The organism is Comamonas sp. A7-5 (genome assembly GCF_039581385.1).
Classification (GTDB): domain Bacteria; phylum Pseudomonadota; class Gammaproteobacteria; order Burkholderiales; family Burkholderiaceae_C; genus Comamonas; species Comamonas thiooxydans.
The window spans coordinates 338534-355343 of sequence record NZ_JBCPWO010000002.1 but is presented as its reverse complement, the minus strand read 5'-3'; the positions used below and the strand labels follow the sequence as shown (position 1 = coordinate 355343).

The 16810-nt window shown below is 63.1% G+C and carries 17 protein-coding genes and 1 tRNA gene; 11 read left to right on the top strand and 7 right to left on the bottom strand.

Going from position 1 to position 16810, the window contains the following annotated elements:
* Nucleotides 1–39: 39 nt before the first annotated feature.
* The gene (locus AAIL67_RS04570) at nt 40–315 is read right to left on the bottom strand and encodes a hypothetical protein (RefSeq protein ID WP_034357547.1); all 276 of its coding nucleotides are present in this window, start codon (nt 313–315) and stop codon (nt 40–42) included.
* A 72-nt stretch (nt 316–387) separates the two neighbouring features.
* Here AAIL67_RS04570 and hemA point away from each other — a divergent pair, with 72 nt between their 5' ends.
* From hemA to AAIL67_RS04530, 8 genes are all read left to right on the top strand, one after another.
* On the top strand, nt 388–1692 hold the full coding sequence (gene hemA, locus AAIL67_RS04565; RefSeq protein ID WP_063661793.1) for a glutamyl-tRNA reductase: 1305 nt from the start codon (nt 388–390) through the stop codon (nt 1690–1692).
* 126 nt (nt 1693–1818) lie between these two features.
* Entirely contained in the window at nt 1819–2898 is a 1080-nt protein-coding gene (prfA, locus tag AAIL67_RS04560) for a peptide chain release factor 1 (protein ID WP_003058512.1), read from the top strand.
* Nucleotides 2899–2978: 80 nt separating this feature from the next.
* Nucleotides 2979–4955, top strand: coding sequence for a PEP/pyruvate-binding domain-containing protein (locus AAIL67_RS04555; RefSeq protein WP_343483474.1), 1977 nt, complete (start codon nt 2979–2981; stop codon nt 4953–4955).
* A gap of 9 nt (nt 4956–4964) precedes the next feature.
* Nucleotides 4965–5498 (top strand): SUKH-3 domain-containing protein, encoded by a 534-nt coding sequence (locus AAIL67_RS04550; protein ID WP_343483473.1) that lies wholly within the window; start codon nt 4965–4967, stop codon nt 5496–5498.
* Nucleotides 5499–5511: 13 nt separating this feature from the next.
* A complete protein-coding gene (gene prmC / locus AAIL67_RS04545) occupies nt 5512–6387 on the top strand; it encodes a peptide chain release factor N(5)-glutamine methyltransferase (protein ID WP_343483472.1) in 876 nt (291 codons plus the stop codon).
* Nucleotides 6388–6514: 127 nt separating this feature from the next.
* Nucleotides 6515–6835: a Grx4 family monothiol glutaredoxin gene (gene grxD / locus AAIL67_RS04540; protein ID WP_003058519.1), complete on the top strand. Its 321-nt coding sequence runs from the start codon at nt 6515–6517 to the stop codon at nt 6833–6835.
* Between the two features lie 33 nt (nt 6836–6868).
* On the top strand, nt 6869–7327 hold the full coding sequence (locus tag AAIL67_RS04535) for a ribonuclease HI family protein (protein WP_343483471.1): 459 nt from the start codon (nt 6869–6871) through the stop codon (nt 7325–7327).
* A gap of 97 nt (nt 7328–7424) precedes the next feature.
* A complete protein-coding gene (locus AAIL67_RS04530; RefSeq protein WP_034381637.1) occupies nt 7425–8807 on the top strand; it encodes a hemolysin family protein in 1383 nt (460 codons plus the stop codon).
* A 110-nt stretch (nt 8808–8917) separates the two neighbouring features.
* Here the strand turns inward: AAIL67_RS04530 and AAIL67_RS04525 are convergent, their stop codons facing one another.
* Both AAIL67_RS04525 and AAIL67_RS04520 read right to left on the bottom strand, forming a co-directional pair.
* The gene (locus tag AAIL67_RS04525) at nt 8918–9571 is read right to left on the bottom strand and encodes a transglycosylase SLT domain-containing protein (protein ID WP_343483470.1); all 654 of its coding nucleotides are present in this window, start codon (nt 9569–9571) and stop codon (nt 8918–8920) included.
* Nucleotides 9572–9583: 12 nt separating this feature from the next.
* Entirely contained in the window at nt 9584–11326 is a 1743-nt protein-coding gene (locus AAIL67_RS04520) for a proline--tRNA ligase (protein WP_343483469.1), read from the bottom strand.
* Nucleotides 11327–11420: 94 nt separating this feature from the next.
* Here AAIL67_RS04520 and AAIL67_RS04515 point away from each other — a divergent pair, with 94 nt between their 5' ends.
* Entirely contained in the window at nt 11421–12125 is a 705-nt protein-coding gene (locus tag AAIL67_RS04515) for an RNA pyrophosphohydrolase (RefSeq protein WP_224649841.1), read from the top strand.
* Between the two features lie 52 nt (nt 12126–12177).
* On the opposite strand, the gene proB is transcribed toward AAIL67_RS04515, so the two are convergent.
* The 4 genes from proB to rplU all read right to left on the bottom strand — a co-directional run bounded on the left by proB (nt 12178) and on the right by rplU (nt 15285).
* Nucleotides 12178–13317 (bottom strand): glutamate 5-kinase, encoded by a 1140-nt coding sequence (gene proB / locus AAIL67_RS04510; RefSeq protein ID WP_034381631.1) that lies wholly within the window; start codon nt 13315–13317, stop codon nt 12178–12180.
* Nucleotides 13318–13427: 110 nt separating this feature from the next.
* Nucleotides 13428–14543, bottom strand: a complete 1116-nt coding sequence (cgtA, locus tag AAIL67_RS04505) for an Obg family GTPase CgtA (protein ID WP_034409156.1) — start codon at nt 14541–14543, stop codon at nt 13428–13430.
* Between the two features lie 156 nt (nt 14544–14699).
* A complete protein-coding gene (gene rpmA / locus AAIL67_RS04500; RefSeq protein ID WP_003058534.1) occupies nt 14700–14957 on the bottom strand; it encodes a 50S ribosomal protein L27 in 258 nt (85 codons plus the stop codon).
* A gap of 16 nt (nt 14958–14973) precedes the next feature.
* Nucleotides 14974–15285, bottom strand: coding sequence for a 50S ribosomal protein L21 (rplU, locus tag AAIL67_RS04495; RefSeq protein WP_003058536.1), 312 nt, complete (start codon nt 15283–15285; stop codon nt 14974–14976).
* Nucleotides 15286–15627: 342 nt separating this feature from the next.
* On the opposite strand from rplU, the gene AAIL67_RS04490 reads away from it, so the two are divergent.
* On the top strand, nt 15628–16557 hold the full coding sequence (locus AAIL67_RS04490; RefSeq protein ID WP_003062198.1) for a polyprenyl synthetase family protein: 930 nt from the start codon (nt 15628–15630) through the stop codon (nt 16555–16557).
* 39 nt (nt 16558–16596) lie between these two features.
* Nucleotides 16597–16673 (top strand) — tRNA-Pro (locus AAIL67_RS04485).
* Nucleotides 16674–16810: the final 137 nt, after the last annotated feature.

Genomic DNA, 16810 nt, shown 5'->3' with positions numbered 1-16810 from the left:
AAGATTTCACGCAAAACAGCTTTCCGGCCGGTACGCCAATCAGCGCCAGGCTCTGGAAAGCACCCACTGGCAGCAGGCACTTGTGCAGACCAGTGCGGCATAAGCGAGCATCTTGCCGTCGCGTGAAAACAGCCAGAGACTGAGTAGCAAAACCGCCCCACCCAATATGAAATTAATAGCTACCTGCGCAATGAAGGATTGGGCTCCAGCCTTGTTTTGCTTTAAAACGCGAGCACAGATTGCCAGGCCCAGAGCGAGAAAAAACGCAGGGGCGAGGAAGTTGAGTAAATGATTAACGCTCGCAACAAAATCCATGGCAACAATCGATTCCAAGGCTTTGAGCCCGGGGGGTGCCCAATTCGGTACTAAATTTTATAATCCCCTGTTATGGCAGTCTGGGCTTTAGGTATCAATCACCACACGGCTCCGCTCGATATGCGGGGCCGTTTTGCGTTCGCGCTCGATCAGATCGCGCCGACGCTGCAAGGTCTGCGCGCATCTCTGTCCCACGCTGGCAGGGCTCACAGCGCCGTGGAAACCGCCATCCTCTCCACCTGCAACCGCACCGAGATCTACTGCGCTGCCGACGCCCCCGCCATGGATCACACCATGCACTGGCTGGCCAACAGCGGCGGCGTGGCGCCTGAATTGCTGCGCCAGCACTCGTATCTGCTGCAGGATGGCTCGGTCGCCCGCCACGCCTTCCGCGTGGCCTCGGGGCTGGACTCCATGGTGCTGGGCGAGGCGCAGATCCTCGGCCAGATGAAGAACGCCGTGCGCGCGGCCGAGACTGCGGGTGCCCTGGGCACCACGCTCAACCAGTTGTTCCAGCGCAGCTTTGCCGTGGCCAAGGAAGTGCGCAGCTCCACCGAGATCGGCGCACACAGCATCTCCATGGCTGCCGCTGCCGTGCGCCTGGCCGGCCAGCTGTTCGAAGACCTCAGCAAGATTCGCGTGCTGTTCGTGGGCGCGGGCGAGATGATCGAGCTGGTCTCCACCCACTTCGCCGCCCGCAACCCCAGGCAGATCACCATCGCCAACCGCACCATGGAGCGCGGCGAGAAGCTCGCCGCCCAGTTCGGCGCCGGCACCATGCGTCTGGCCGACCTGCCCGAGCATCTGCACGAGTACGACGCCATCATCAGCTGCACGGCATCCACCCTGCCCATCATCGGCCTGGGTGCCGTGGAGTCGGCCCTCAAGAAGCGCAAGCGCCGCCCCATCTTCATGGTCGATCTGGCCGTGCCCCGCGATATCGAATCCGAGGTCAAAGACCTCAACGACGTCTATCTCTATACCGTGGACGATCTGGCAACCGTCGTGCGCACCGGTCAGGCCCAGCGCCAGGCCGCCGTGCAACAGGCCGAAGTCATCATCGACACCGGCGTACAGAGCTTTATGCAGTGGATGGACCAGCGCAATCCCGTGGGTGGCGCGGTCTCGCTGATCCAGCAGGTCAATGCCCAGGCCGACGAATGGCGTGCGCTGGAAATTGCCCGCGCCAAAAAGCTGCTGGCCAGGGGCGAAGACATCGATACCGTGCTGGAAGCGCTCTCGCGCGGTCTCACACAGAAAATGCTGCACGGCACCATGGCCGAGCTGCACAAGGGCGATGCCGAAGAGCGCGCCCAGACGGCGGACACCGTCTCCCGCCTGTTCCTGCGCGCCAGCCGCAACCCCAGCAAGCTTTAGCGACGCTCGCCCGCTTGGTCGCTGCCGTCCTCGCGCAGCGCAAGGCCCGACCGTGGCCTGTCCTCCCTCTTCCCTGACTCCACAAAGGTGAGCCCCCTCACCTTTCCCAAGCCCTCGGTACCCCCTATGCAAGACTTTTTGCGCAACCAGCTCGAACGCTATGCCCAACGCCTGCAGGAGCTGGATTTTCTGCTCTCGCGCGAAGACATCATGGGCGACATGAAGCAGTACCGCACCATCTCGCGCGAACATGCCGATGTGACGGCCATTGCCAGTCGCTACACCCGCTACCTGCAGACCGAAGCCGACATAGCCGCCGCGCGTGAAATGCTGGACGACCCCGACATGGCCGAAATGGCTCAGGAAGAGATCGGCAGCGGCGAGGCCGAGCTGATCAAGCTCGAAGACGAGCTGCAGCGCCTGCTGCTGCCCAAGGACCCCGACGATGCCCGCCCCGCCTTTGTCGAAATCCGCGCCGGCACGGGTGGCGACGAATCGGCCCTGTTTGCCGGTGACCTGACCCGCATGTACACCCGCTACGCCGCCAACGTGGGCTGGAAGGTGGAAGTGATGAGCGCCAGCGAAAACGAAATCGGCGGCTATAAGGAAGTGGTGCTGCGCATCGAGGGCGACAATGTGTACGGCGCGCTGCGCTTCGAGTCGGGCGGCCACCGCGTGCAGCGTGTGCCCGCCACCGAAACCCAGGGGCGCATCCACACCAGCGCCTGCACCGTGGCCGTGATGCCCGAGCCCGACGAGGCCGAGGCCATCACGCTCAACCCCGCCGATCTGCGCATCGACACCTTTCGCGCCAGCGGTGCCGGCGGCCAGCACATCAACAAGACCGACTCCGCCGTGCGCGTGGTCCACCTGCCCACGGGCATCGTGGCCGAATGCCAGGACGGCCGCAGCCAGCACAGCAACAAGGCCAAGGCCCTGCAGGTGCTGCAGGCCCGCATCCAGGAAAAGGAACGCAGCGAGCGGGCCGCCAAGGAAGCCGCCATGCGCAAGGGCCTGATCGGCTCGGGCGACCGCAGCGACCGCATCCGCACCTACAACTTTCCCCAGGGCCGCCTCACCGACCACCGCATCAACCTCACGCTGTACAAGCTGCTGGCCGTGATGGAAGGCGATCTGGGCGATGTGATCCAGGCCCTGCAACATGCACGCGAGGCCGAGTTGCTGGCAGAGCTGGCCGCTTCCTGAGTCTGCAGGCACCGGCAGGCTGCAGCCGGCTCGAGCCGGGTCCGTTAGAACGCTTCGCCAGAAATGGGAACAATTTCAAGATGACACAGCGCTTTTTGCCGGTTCTGGTTTCTGCCCTGCTATCCGGCCTGTTGTTCACATCGACCGCCGCCCAGGCTCAGGCCTTGCGCAAGCCATCGGCCTATGACTCGGGTGCGGGGCGCCCGGTTGACGCCAGCGGCAACCGCAACGCTCCTGCCAGCCTGCCGGCCCTGACCAGCCGCGCCGATTTCGATCGCGTGGCCCGCATCTTCGATCCGGTCAGCGCCATGCCCCATGTGCTGTTTGTGATCGACCGTCACAGCAAGAGCACGCCGCTGCATTTCATCAACACGCCGCGCTATGCGTTCCACGAGGACTTTCTGCGCGCCAAAGGCCTGCTGCAGGGCGGCAAGCCTGCGCTCAACCGCAATTACCGCGAGCCAGGCCGCCGCTTCATTCTCGGCACGCTGAGCTGGCAGCCCGTGCTCAAGGACTACAGCTACGAGTTCTGGGAGGGCGACCAGCTCACGCCCGAGCTGCTGCAGACCACGGCGGCCGCGCTGAAAACCGGCTTCTTCGCCCCTGTGCGCTTCAAGGCCAACTCCACGCAGCAGGAAGCCGTGGCCCAGCAGGCCGGTGTTGCAGCGGTCACCCAGGCCCAGTTGCTGGGAGCCCAGACCTATCTGCCGCTGAACCAGGGCCAGGCCGTGGGCCGGCTGCGCATCCTGAACCAGGCCGAAGCCGTGAATGACCTCCAGCCCAGGGACATCGTGCTGTTGCGCGAAGTACCCATCAGCCTGCCGCCCGTGGCCGGCGTGGTGACGGAGCGCCCTTCCACGGTGCTATCCCATGTCAATCTGCTGGCGCGTGGCTGGGGCATACCTAATGCCTATGTGCAAAAAGCGGCCGAGCAATACGCGGACTTCAACGGCCGCTGGGTGCATATCGACGTACAGCCCGCCGGCTTTGCGCTGCGCGCCGCCACGGCTGCCGAACAACAGAGCGCCGAAAAGCAGGCCCAGCAACCGCCGCCCAAGGGCCGCAAGGTCTTGCTTCAGCCCGATCTGAGTCGCAGCGAACTGGTGCCCCTGGCGGCCCTGCGCAGCGCGGATCGCCGCCGCTGCGGTGCCAAGGCCGCCAATCTGGGCGAGATCCAGTCCGCCCGCCTCGCGGACGTCAGCGTGCCCGATGGCTTTTGCATTCCGTTTGCCGCCTATGCCGACTTCATGCGCTCCAACGGCCTGGCCGAGCGCATTGCCCGCATGCGCCAACAGCCCGGCTTCGCGACGGATGCAGGCATCCGAAGGCAGGCCCTGTCCGCACTGCAGGCCGAAATCGAGCAATGGCCCGTCAGCCCGACCGTGGCCGATGTCTGGACCCAGCGCTGGTCCGGCCAGCTAGGCAGCCAGGGCGTGTTCGTGCGCAGCTCTTCCAGCTCCGAGGACCTGCCCAGCTTCAGCGGAGCAGGCCTCTACACCACCGTGCCCAATGTACGCAGCGACACGGACCTGGTCGCCGCGGTGCGCAAGGTCTGGGCCTCGATCTACAACTTCGAGGCCTGGGAAGCCAGACAGGCAGCGGGCATCGACGATGCGCAGCTGATGATGTCGGTGTTTGTGCAAAAAGCCGTGGACTCCTCCGCCTCTGGCGTGATGATCACCCGCGACCCCTTCGATGCCTCGCACCGCCACATGAGCTATATCGCCGCCAAGCGCGGCATAGGCATCCGCGTGGTCGAAGGCAAGCGGGTCGCGGAGCAAATCCTCTACTCCAGCCGCAGCAAGGCCGTGCAGGTGCTCAACCGTTCCCAGGACGATGTGGCGCTGCAGCTGGATGCCAGGGGCGGCGTGCGCGAAGTGGCCGTGACTGCCGGCCGCGCCGTGCTCAGCGATACGCTGGTGCAGCGACTGGCCCGTGCCGGAGCCGGCATCAAGCAACGCTTTGGCGGCAAGGACCAGGACATCGAGTGGGCCGTGCAGGGCGATCAGCTCATCATCCTGCAATCGCGCCCCTTCATCTCGGCGCCCGGACGTTAAGAATCCGCCATGCTGAATTTCGAGTCACCTGTCGTCATTGAGCTGCTGCAAGCCCAGGGCTGGACCCCGCAGCGAGAGGTCGCCATACCGGCGCTTGTCCGGAGCGCTCTGGACCAACAGCCCGGTCCGGCCTGCCACCCCGCCGTGGCTGCACTGCAGAACCTGGCGGGCTTGCACATAGGCCAGGTGGGCAAGGGGCTGGAATGCGCCAGCAGCGATATAGAGTTTGATTGGCTCGAAGCGCATTTCACCGGCGAAGATGCGGACGACGCCCTGCTCTCCTGGGAACAGCGCCTGCACACCCGGCTGATAGCAGTTGCCGAAGTTCACCACTCCCACGGCCAGCTGCTGATGGCCGGCGATGGACGCTGCTTTTCCTGGTCTTTTGTAGGTATGAGCTTCGAGGGCGAGAATCTTCAGCAGGCGCTGGAGCATCTGTTGCTGGGAATACGTTCGCGCCCCATGCTGGAGCCCGGCCAGTCGTCGACCCAGCTGTACGGCACGCTCTACAAGGCGGGCGACCCCGAGATATACCGCTACTGAATTTCCGAAGAAGATGGCCGCCGGCCAAGCCATGACCGAACCCTCGCCCCCCACTTTCTCCGTCGCTCAAGCCCTGCAGCAAGCCGCCCGCCAAGGCCTGGCGCGTGTCGATGCACAGATGCTGCTGCTGCACTTGATGCAGCAGCCAGCGCATGCCCGCGCCTGGCTCATCACCCATGACTGCGATGCCCTCAGTCAGGAGCAGCAGCAACGCTGGGACCAGCTGTGCGCCCTGCGCCAGCAAGGCACGCCTGTCGCCTACCTGACCGGCAGCAAGGAGTTCTACGGCCTGGATCTGGCCGTGGACAGCAGGGTGCTGGACCCGCGCCCCGACACCGAAACCCTGGTGGACTGGGCGCTGGAGCTCATGCCCGAAAGGCAGCCGGTTCGCGTTATAGACCTGGGCACCGGCAGCGGCGCCATCGCCCTGGCCCTGCAAAGCCAGCGCCCCTCAGCCCGGGTCATCGCCGTGGACGCCAGCGCCGATGCCCTGGCCGTGGCCCGCAGCAACGCCGCCCGGCTCCAACTGCCCGTGCAGTTTGTCCATGGCAACTGGCTGGAGCCTCTGGACGGGCTGGAACCCGTCGATCTGATCGTCAGCAATCCGCCCTATATTCGCGCCGACGACCCGCACCTGGCGGCGCTGACCCACGAGCCGCTGTCGGCCCTGGCTAGCGGCGCGGATGGGCTGGAGGACATACACAGCATCATCGACCAAGCTCCGGCCCGCCTGAAAGACGGCGGCTGGCTGCTCTTCGAGCATGGCTGGGATCAGGCCGAAGACGTGGCGCGGCTCATGCAAGCGGCCGGCTTCGAACAGGTCCAGCACCGCCATGACCTGGCCGGCATTGCGCGCTGCACGGGCGGCTGCCGGAGCGGCAAGGCTTGATTTCCAGACCTCCACCCCAAAATATCCTGTCAGCAAGATTTCCTCACAGCATCGCATTCCTTGCGGTCGGTGAAATAATTGCAGACATCGCGGCTGGTACCGCCATTTCCAAAATCCGGAGCCCACTATGAGCAACACTCAACAACGCATCGACGACCTGGTCAAGAACAACGATATCCTGCTGTTCATGAAGGGCAACGCCAGCTTCCCCCAGTGCGGCTTCTCCGGCCGTGCCATCCAGATCCTCAAGGCCTGCGGCGTGGACGCCAAGTCCATCGCCACCGTGAACGTGCTGGAAGACCAGGAAATCCGCCAGGGCATCAAGGACTACAGCCAGTGGCCCACGATCCCCCAGCTCTACATCAAGGGCGAATTCATCGGTGGCTCGGACATCATGATGGAGATGTACGAATCGGGCGAACTGCAGCAAGTGCTGGCCGCCAAGTAAGCCCAACCCCGTCTGCAAGCCACCGGCACCCCGGTGGCTTTTTTCATGCCACCTCCCAAACCTGTTCCCCCTCACCACTGCTGCATCCATATCGATGGCAGTGCCCTGCCCAACCCCGGCCCCATGAGCCTGGGCGTGTTGCTGCAGCTGCCCGATGGCAGCCGCCATACGCTGTCGCAGGATCTGCACCGCAGCGGCTGCAACAACGAAGCCGAGCTGCGCGCCCTGATGGCCGCCCTGAAGCTGGCACGCGATCTCGGCGCGCGCAGCCTGACCGTGCGCACCGACTCCCAGGTGCTGCTGGAGCAGCTCGGCCCGCCCACGGCCAAGCCCGCGCGGCCCATCGCCCGGCTCGCCCCGCTGTTCGAGGCCGCCCGCGCACAGATGCAGGACTTTGACGAGCTGGTGCTGCAATGGGTGCCCAGACACCGCAATACCGAGGCCGATGCGCTGGCACGCATGGCCCGTTCGGCAGCCGCGCTTCAGCCCTGAAGCCAGTACGGCTGCCTGCCGCAGGCTTTATGTGGTCGAATAGAGACTCCTTGATAACCGGCCGCAGGCACTGCCAGGTGCCGCAGCAGCCCTGCCTATGAGTGTGTCCCAAAGCCTTGCGGTGATTGTTCTGCTGATTCTGCTCAGCGCCTTTTTCTCTGTGGCGGAGATTTCTCTGGCTGCCTCGCGCCGCCTGCGCCTGCGCCAGATGGCCGACGACGGCAACGAGGGAGCCGAGCATGCGCTGCGCGTACAGGAGCAGCCGGGCGAATATTTCACCGTGGTGCAAGTGGGACAGAATGCCGTCGCCATACTCGGCGGCATCGTCGGCGAGGGTGCGTTCAGCCCTGCGCTGACCGAGTTCTTCTCGATCTGGTTCTCGCCCAGCCTCTCTACAACTCTGGGGTTCCTGCTCTCGTTTTTCATAGTCACCTCGGCCTTCATCCTGCTGGCCGATCTGTTGCCACGCCGCATCAGCATGAACGAGCCCGAGCGCTATGTGGTGCGCGTGCTCGCGCCCATGCGCTGGTTTGTGGTGATCTTCAAGCCCATCATCTGGTTCTACAACCTGGCCACCGACACCCTGTTTCGCCTGCTGGGCCTGCCGGCCACGCGCGACGAGCGCATCACCAGCGACGACATCCTGGCCATGACCGAAGCGGGCACCAAGGCCGGCGTGCTGGCCGCCCGCGAGCAGCAGGTGATTGCCAATGTCTTCGAGCTGGACTCGCGCACCGTGGCCTCGGCCATGACACAGCGCGACAGCGTGGCCTTCTTCTACCGCGACGACAGCGACGCCATCATCCGCGCCCGCATTGCCGAGGAGCCCTTTTCCACCTACCCGGTCTGCGACGGCGATATCGACCATGTAATCGGCTATGTGGACGCCAAGGACCTGTTCCAGCGCGCGCTCAACAACCAGCCGCTGTCGCTCAGCGACGACAGCCTGATCCGCAAGGTGCTCATCGTGCCCGACCGCCTGACGCTGGCCGAGGTGCTGGAGCAGTTCCGCATGGTGCACGAGGACTTTGCCGTCATCGTCAACGAATACAGCCTGGTCGTGGGCGTGGTGACGCTCAACGACGTGATGAGCACGGTGATGGGCGATCTGGTCGGCCCGGCCGACGAGGAGCAGATCATCCGCCGCGACGAGCATTCCTGGCTGATCGACGGCATCACGCCCATCGAGGACGTGATGCGCGTGCTGCATCTGGACGATATGCCGCATGACGACGAGTACGAAACGCTGGCCGGCTTTCTCATGGTCATGCTGCGCCGCGTGCCGCGCCGCACCGATACCGTCACCTGGGGCGGCTTCAAGTTCGAGGTGCTGGACGTGGACAGCTACCGCATCGACCAGGTCATGGTGACCCATCTGCCCGAGCCCGCGGCGGAATCTGCCGCACCTTCGGCGGCCGCTGCGGCCAAGGTACAGGGCAGCGCAGCCCAGTCCCAGGCTGGCAAAAGCAGCCACTCCTGAATCAGGAGCTTATTTCGCATATCCGAAAAGGACTTCAGGTTCTTTTTTTGCTGAAACCAATGAAAAGAGAGCGCTAGGCGCTCTCTTTTTTTCTGTATATCGCCACGGTATCAGGCCGACTGCGGCTCCTCCACCAGCCAGCGCCGCTGGGCGCCGAACACGGCATTCGGATACTGGGGCTGGCCCCGGCTTCCGTTGTAGCGGCCCAGTGCCATATAGGCATCGCCTTTTTCGCGGTCCATGTAGTGGCGCAGGATCACGCAGCCGAAGCGCAGATTGGTCTGCATGTGGAACAGCTTGCCGATATCGCCGTCACCGATCAGCCGCATCCAGAATGGCATGATCTGCATATAGCCACGCGCGCCCACGCTGGAGATGGCGTATTTGCGATAGCCGCTCTCCACCTGTATCAGGCCCATGACCATGGACACATCGAGACCCGCGCGCTTGGACTCGTACCAGACGGTCTGCAGGAATTCGCGCCGCGCCTGCAGGTCGGGCTTGCGCTTGGCCAGCTTGTCGCTGCTGGCGACCAGCCAGCGCAGATAGCTCATGCGCGCCGCTGTGGAGGCGAACTCCAGCTCGGGCGGCGCGCCCGAGCCCGCCACGGCCGCGCTGAGTGCCGTACGCACAGAGTCGGCCAGCGGCTCTTCGAGCTGCCCGCCGGCCCAGGCCGCCTGCGGCCACAGCCAGCCGGCCGCCGGGGCGGCCAGCGCAGCGGCAGTCCTCAGGCAGTGGCGTCGGCTCAGCAGGGTCTCGGGCATGGAAACAGCAGCTTACAGGCCCAGGCGGCTCTTGAGGTGAGCCAGCACCTCATTCGTCGCCAGCTTTGTGGCTTCTGTGTCACGGCGCTGCTGGTACTCGACCACGCCTTCCTTCAGGCCACGGTCGCCCAGCACCACGCGGTGGGGCACGCCGATCAGCTCCCAGTCGGCCAGCATGGCACCAGGGCGCTCGTCGCGGTCGTCGAGGATCACGTCCACGCCCAGGGCCAGCAGCTCGCCGTAGAGCTTCTCGGCCTCGGTCTTCACGGCCTCGCTGCGACCCATGCCGATGGGGCAGATCACCACGGTGAACGGTGCAATCGCATCGGGCCAGATCATGCCGCGCTCGTCGTGGTTCTGCTCCACGGCAGCGGCGGGCAGGCGGGTCACGCCAATGCCGTAGCAGCCCATCTCGAAGTGCTGGGGCTTGCCGTTGTCGCCCAGGAAAGTGGCCTCCATGGCCTTGGAGTACTTGGTGCCCAGATAGAACACATGGCCGATCTCGATGCCGCGCTCGATCGCCAGCTCGCCCGCGCCGTCGGGCGAGCGGTCGCCAGCCACCACATTGCGCAGATCAGCCACCACGGCGGGCTCTGGCAGATCGCGGCCGAAGTTCACGCCGGTGATGTGGAAGTCTTCCTCGTTGGCACCGCAGACCCAGTCGGCCATCACGGCCACATCGCGGTCCACCACGATGTTCACGGGCTTCTTGAGGCCGATGGGGCCCAGATAGCCGGGCTTGGCACCGAAGTGCTCCTCGATCTCGCCTACGGTCGCGAAACGGAAGCCCGCCAGGCCCTCGACCTTGCCGACCTTGATCTCGTTCATCTCGTGATCGCCGCGCAGCAGCAGCAGCCACACTTGCGACTTGACGATCAGACCCTTGTCATCGAACTCGTCCGTGGCCAGCACCAGCGACTTCACGGTCTGCGCCAGAGGCAGACCCAGCTGCTCGGCCACGGCTTCGCAGGTGCTGTTGCCGGGCGTGGCGACCTTTTGCATGGCCTGGGTGGCGGCAGGACGGGCCTGGGTGGGCGCCAGGCTCTCGGCCTTCTCGATATTGGCCGCGTAGTCGCTGTTCGGGCAGTAGACGATGGCGTCCTCGCCCGTGGAAGCGATGACCTGGAACTCTTCGCTCAGATCGCCGCCGATGGCGCCCGAATCGGCACGCACGGCGCGGTACTGCAGGCCGAAGCGGTCGAAGATGCGCTTATAGGCTTCGCGCATGGTCTGATAGCTGATCTGGGCCGCATCGCGATCCTTGTCGAAGGAATAGGCGTCCTTCATGATGAACTCGCGACCGCGCATCAGGCCGAAGCGGGGACGGCGCTCGTCGCGGAACTTGGTCTGGATCTGGTAGAGGTTCTTGGGCAGCTGCTTGTAGCTCTTGAACTCCTGGCGCGCGATATCGGTGACCACCTCTTCGGACGTGGGCTGGATCACGAAATCACGGCCATGGCGATCCTGGATGCGCAGCAGCTCGGGGCCCATCTTCTCGAAACGGCCGGTTTCCTGCCACAGCTCGGCAGGCTGGACCACGGGCATGGTGGTTTCGATGGCGCCGGCGCGGTTCATTTCCTCGCGCACGATGGCCTCGACCTTGCGGATCACGCGCAGGCCCATGGGCATGTAGTTGTAAATGCCAGCACCCAGCTTTTTGATCATGCCAGCCCGCATCATGAGCTTGTGGCTGACCACTTCGGCGTCGGCCGGAGCTTCTTTCAGGGTGGAGATGAGAAATTGGGAGGCTTTCATGGAACTGGCAATTCAGTGGAAATAGGCATGGCCCGCTTGTCGATCACAAGGGGCCATGCATAATGAACACAATTCAAAAATTTGGGGTTTGATTATGCTTGACCGGGACGGATTTCGCCCGAACGTCGGCATCATCCTGCTCAACCAAAGAAACCAGGTGTTCTGGGGAAAACGCATTCGCACCCACAGCTGGCAGTTTCCGCAAGGTGGCATTGATCGGGGTGAGACACCCGAGCAAGCCATGTTCCGCGAGCTGCACGAGGAAGTGGGGCTGAAGCCCAATCACGTTCGCGTGGTTGCCCGCACCAGGGACTGGTTGCGCTACGAGGTGCCAGACAGGTACATCCGCCGCGACGCGCGCGGGCATTACAAAGGCCAGAAGCAGATATGGTTTTTGCTTCAACTGGTCGGGCATGACTGGGATTTGAACCTGCGTGCCACCGACCACCCTGAGTTCGATGCCTGGCGCTGGAATGACTACTGGGTTCCTCTGGATGTGGTGGTCGAATTCAAACGCGGCGTCTATGAAATGGCGCTGACCGAGCTGGCGCGCTTTCTGCCGCGCGGCGAGCAGCAGCGCAACCGCTATCTGCGCAGCGGCATGCGGCCACGCGATCAGGAGGCCGGCCAGAGCACCGGCGGCACTCCCCATCCTGGGCAGCACCATCAGGTCATGTACCCTGCCCGCACAGGGAGCTTTCGCATCAACCCCGGCATAGAGCTGCCGCCCGGTGCCAGTTTTGACCCGGACCCGCAGACCGGCATAGACAATCCGCCCGATCACAAGCCTCTGCAATGAACAAAGCCGTAATGCCTCACAGCATTACGGCTTTTTTGTCGGCGGCCTGGGCTCAGTGTCCTGCCACCACCATATTGTCGCGGTGCATCATTTCGGGACCTGCCGAGTAGCCCAGCAGCGACTCAATCTCCGAGGAGCTCTTGCGGCACAGCAGCCGCGCCTCGGCGCTGGCATAGCTGGCCAGACCACGGGCGATCTCGGCACCGTTCTCATCACGCACGGCAATCACTTCGCCGCGCGAGAAATCGCCCTCCACTGTGATCATGCCTATGGGCAGCAGGCTCTTGCCTTCATCGCGCAGCTTGGAGACGGCACCCGCATCCACGGTCACCGAACCGCGCAGCTGCAGATGGTCGGCAATCCACTGCTTGCGTGCCTGCATCTTGTGCGTGTTGGCAACCAGCAGCGTGCCTATGGACTCGCCACGCGTCAGACGCAGCAGCACGTCTTTCTCACGTCCCCAGGCGATCACGGTGGAAGCACCGGAGCCCGCCGCACGCTTGGCCGCCAGGATCTTGGTGATCATGCCGCCCGTACCGATGGACAGGCCCGCACCACCGGCCATGGCTTCGAGCTCGGGGTTGCCGGCTTCGGCCACGTCGATGAACCTGGCATCGGGGTTCTTGCGCGGATCGGCGCTGTAGAGACCGCGCTGATCGGTCAGGATGACCAGTGCATCGGCCTCGACCAGATTGGCCACCAGCGCGCCCAGGGTGTCGTTGTCGCCGAAACGGATCTCGTCGATCACCACCGTGTCGTTCTCGTTGATGACGGGCACCACGCCCAGTTGCAGCAGCGTCAGCAGCGTGGTCCGGGCGTTCAGATAGCGCTCGCGATCGGCCAGATCCGCATGGGTCAGCAGCACCTGGGCGCTGGGCACGCCTTCGCCGCGCAGCTTGGTCTCGTACATCTGGGCCAGGCCCATCTGGCCGACGGCGGCTGCGGCCTGCAGCTCATGCACCTCGGTCGGACGCGTGGCCCAGCCCAGGCGCTTCATGCCTTCGGCAATGGCGCCACTGGAGACCATGATGACTTCGCGCTTGACGCCGTCTTCACCATTCACCAATGCCGCCAACTGGCGGCTCCACTCTTCAATGGCGGCCTCATCCAGACCACGACCTTCATTCGTAACCAGGCTGGAGCCGACTTTGACGACGATGCGACGGGCATCACGCAGCACATTGGAAGACATGAGAATTTACAGTGTTTTAAGCCTATAGCGCTTATGGGTAAAGCGCAATAAGCTATTAAATTCAAAGCAAAACAGCGCACCAAGTGCGCTGCTGGGTTATACCCTCTAGCTTATTCCGGATCGTAAGAGGCGAAACGCGGATCGGTCATATCCAGACCAGAATCCTCACCTCCCGCAAAACGGGGGTCCACTTCCTTGGGCGCCTGCTCCGCGAGTTGCTGGTTGTGTACATGCTCGTAGATCTTGCGGATCAGCGGTTCGCAGCCTTCGCGGGTCAGCGCCGAGATCTCATAGACCGGGCCCTTCCACTTGAAGCGCTTGACGAAGTCCTTGACCTTGGCGGCACGCTCTTCCTCGGGAACCATGTCCAGCTTGTTGAGCACCAGCCAGCGCGGCTTGTCGTAGAGCTCGGCATCGTACTTCTTGAGCTCGGCCACGATGGCCTTGGCCTGCTCGACCGGGTCCACGCCCTCGTCGAACGGTGCAATGTCCACGATATGCAGCAACAGACGCGTGCGCTGCAGATGGCGCAGGAACTGGTGGCCCAGGCCCGCACCTTCGGAAGCTCCTTCGATCAGACCGGGGATGTCGGCCACCACAAAGCTCTGCTCGGCGGCCACGCGCACCACGCCCAGATTGGGATGCAAGGTGGTGAAGGGATAGTCGGCGATCTTGGGACGGGCGTTGGAGACGGCCGTGATGAAGGTGGACTTGCCCGCATTGGGCATGCCCAGCAGGCCCACATCGGCCAGCACCTTGAGCTCCAGCTTGAGGTTGCGGCGCTCGCCGGGATAGCCGGGAGTCTTCTGGCGCGGCGCACGATTGATGGCGCTCTTGAAACGCAGATTGCCGAAACCGCCGTCACCGCCCTTGGCAATGGTGATGACCTGACCGGGCTCCAGCAGCTCGAACAGCACTTCGCCGGTATCCGCATCGCTGATGATGGTGCCCACGGGCATGTTCAGCGTGATGTCGTCGCCGGCGGCGCCAAACATGTCGGAACCCATGCCGTGCTGGCCGCGCTTGGCCTCGTGGCGACGCGAATAGCGGTAATCCACCAGCGTGTTCAGGTTCACATCGGCCACGGCATACACATGACCGCCACGGCCGCCGTCGCCACCGTCGGGGCCGCCAAATTCTTTGTATTTCTCGTGCCGGAAAGACACGCAACCATTGCCGCCGTCACCGGCCGCAATGTCGATAAAAGCTTCGTCAACGAACTTCATGAGGCATCCAGTCTACAAAATCAGTGTGCACCAGAAGCTCCGGGCCACACTTGAGTGGTCTATTACCATGCCCCATCTGCCAGAAATCTGCTGCCTGGAGCCTTTTCAAACAACAAAGCCCCGACAAGTCGGGGCTTTGTTTGAGTCAAAGACGACTTATGCAGCCGTGATGTTGACTGTTTGCTTGGACAGAGCGCCCTTCACACCGAACGACACGTGGCCGTCAACCAGTGCAAACAGGGTGTGATCCTTGCCCACGCCAACGTTCTCACCGGGGTGGAACTTGGTGCCGCGCTGACGCACGATGATGGAACCAGCTGTCACCAGCTCGCCACCAAAGGCCTTCACGCCCAGCATTTTTGGCTTGGAATCACGTCCGTTACGCGTAGAGCCGCCGCCTTTTTTCTGTGCCATGACTTAGCTCCTAAAATTAAGCAGCGATTGCCACGATTTGCAGTTCGGTGAACTGCTGACGATGGCCTTGGCGCTTTTGATAGTGCTTACGACGGCGCATCTTGAAGATGTGCACCTTGTCGTGCTTGCCGTGAGCAACCACAGTTGCCTTTACAGATGCACCGGACACCAGGGGGGCACCAACCTTGATTTCAGCGCCGTTGCCGACGGCCAAAACTTGGTCGATCACGATTTCCTGGCCTACGTCCGCAGCAATCTGTTCTACCTTGATCTTTTCGCCAGCTGCAACGCGATACTGCTTGCCGCCGGTTTTTATGACTGCGTACATTGAAAACCTCTAAAGTCTGAGAGTTCCATGAAATGATTTCCACGGAGCCGGCAATTCTAGCACGCATGCATTTTTTCTGCTGTCATACCCCTAGGAACCGATTCAGGATCTCCGGAGGCCGCGCGGAATGGGATGCCACGCAGGTGCGTGGCAAGGCTTGCTCCTTGCAAGCGACCGCAATGCCACAGACTGCCCGCAAAGCCTCTGTTCACTTGAACGGGCTCTGAGGACACCACGCAAAACCCTGTTGCATCTTCCTATAATCGTGAGTCCACTTGGCGGTTCATCACCTTGACTACAGAAATTTCCACATCCAATCCGCTTGCCTTGATCGCAGATGACATGCGCGAAGTGGATATCGTCATTGCTCAGCGACTGACAACCAGCGTCCCCCTGATCGCACAGATCTCCCAATACATCATTGCAGCGGGCGGCAAGCGCCTGCGCCCGGCGCTGCTGCTGCTGATCGCCGGCGCCCTGGGGCATCAGGGCAAGAACAAATACATTCTGGCCGCCGTGGTGGAGCTGATTCACACCGCGACCTTGCTGCACGACGATGTGGTGGACGAATCCACGCTGCGTCGTGGCAGAGCCACGGCCAACGAGACCTTTGGCAACCCTGCCAGTGTTCTGGTCGGAGACTTTCTGCATACCCGCTCCTTCCAGATGATGGTGGAAGTGGGCAGCATGCGCGTGCTGCAAATCCTGTCCGACGCCACCAACGTGATCGCAGAAGGCGAAGTCCAGCAGCTCATCAATACCCATGATGCTTCGCTGAATGAAGCCGGCTATCTGCACGTCATCCGCTCCAAGACCGCCCAGCTCTTCGAGGCCAGCGCCCAGCTGGCAGCCGTGCTGGCGGGCGCCACGCCTGAAGTGGAGCAGGCCTGTGCCGCCTATGGCCAGGCACTTGGAACGGCGTTCCAGATCATTGACGATGTGCTGGACTACACCGGCAACACGCAGGAAATGGGCAAGAACCTTGGCGATGACCTGCGCGAAGGCAAATGCACCCTGCCACTGATCGCCGCCATGCAGCGCGGCAGCGCCGAGCAGGCCGCCATCGTGCGCAACGCCATCGAACAAGGCTCTACGGATCAACTGGATGCCGTGGTGGAAATCGTGCGCAGCACCGGCGCCCTGGACGTCGCCCGAGCCGCCGCGCACGCGGAAGCCCAGCGCGCCATTGATGCACTGGCCTCGCTGCCAAGCAATGCATACACCGCAAGTTTGCTACAATTGGCCTCTCAGCTTTTGGAGCGCCGCACCTGAATCGCCAGGTGCACCACGGTGCTCGACAAACAAAGCCTGCGGGGTGTAGCTTAGCCTGGTAGAGCGCTACGTTCGGGACGTAGAGGCCGGAGGTTCGAATCCTCTCACCCCGACCAATCTCATTTTTGTCGCAGTTTCTTGCGCCATGTTCAATGACGGTGGATTGACGCATGCATGCGCGCCTGGCGACCTGCCGTTTGCCACAACAAGAATGGTAGGATAGATCCTCTACTCCCCTCCCAGACTTGGATAC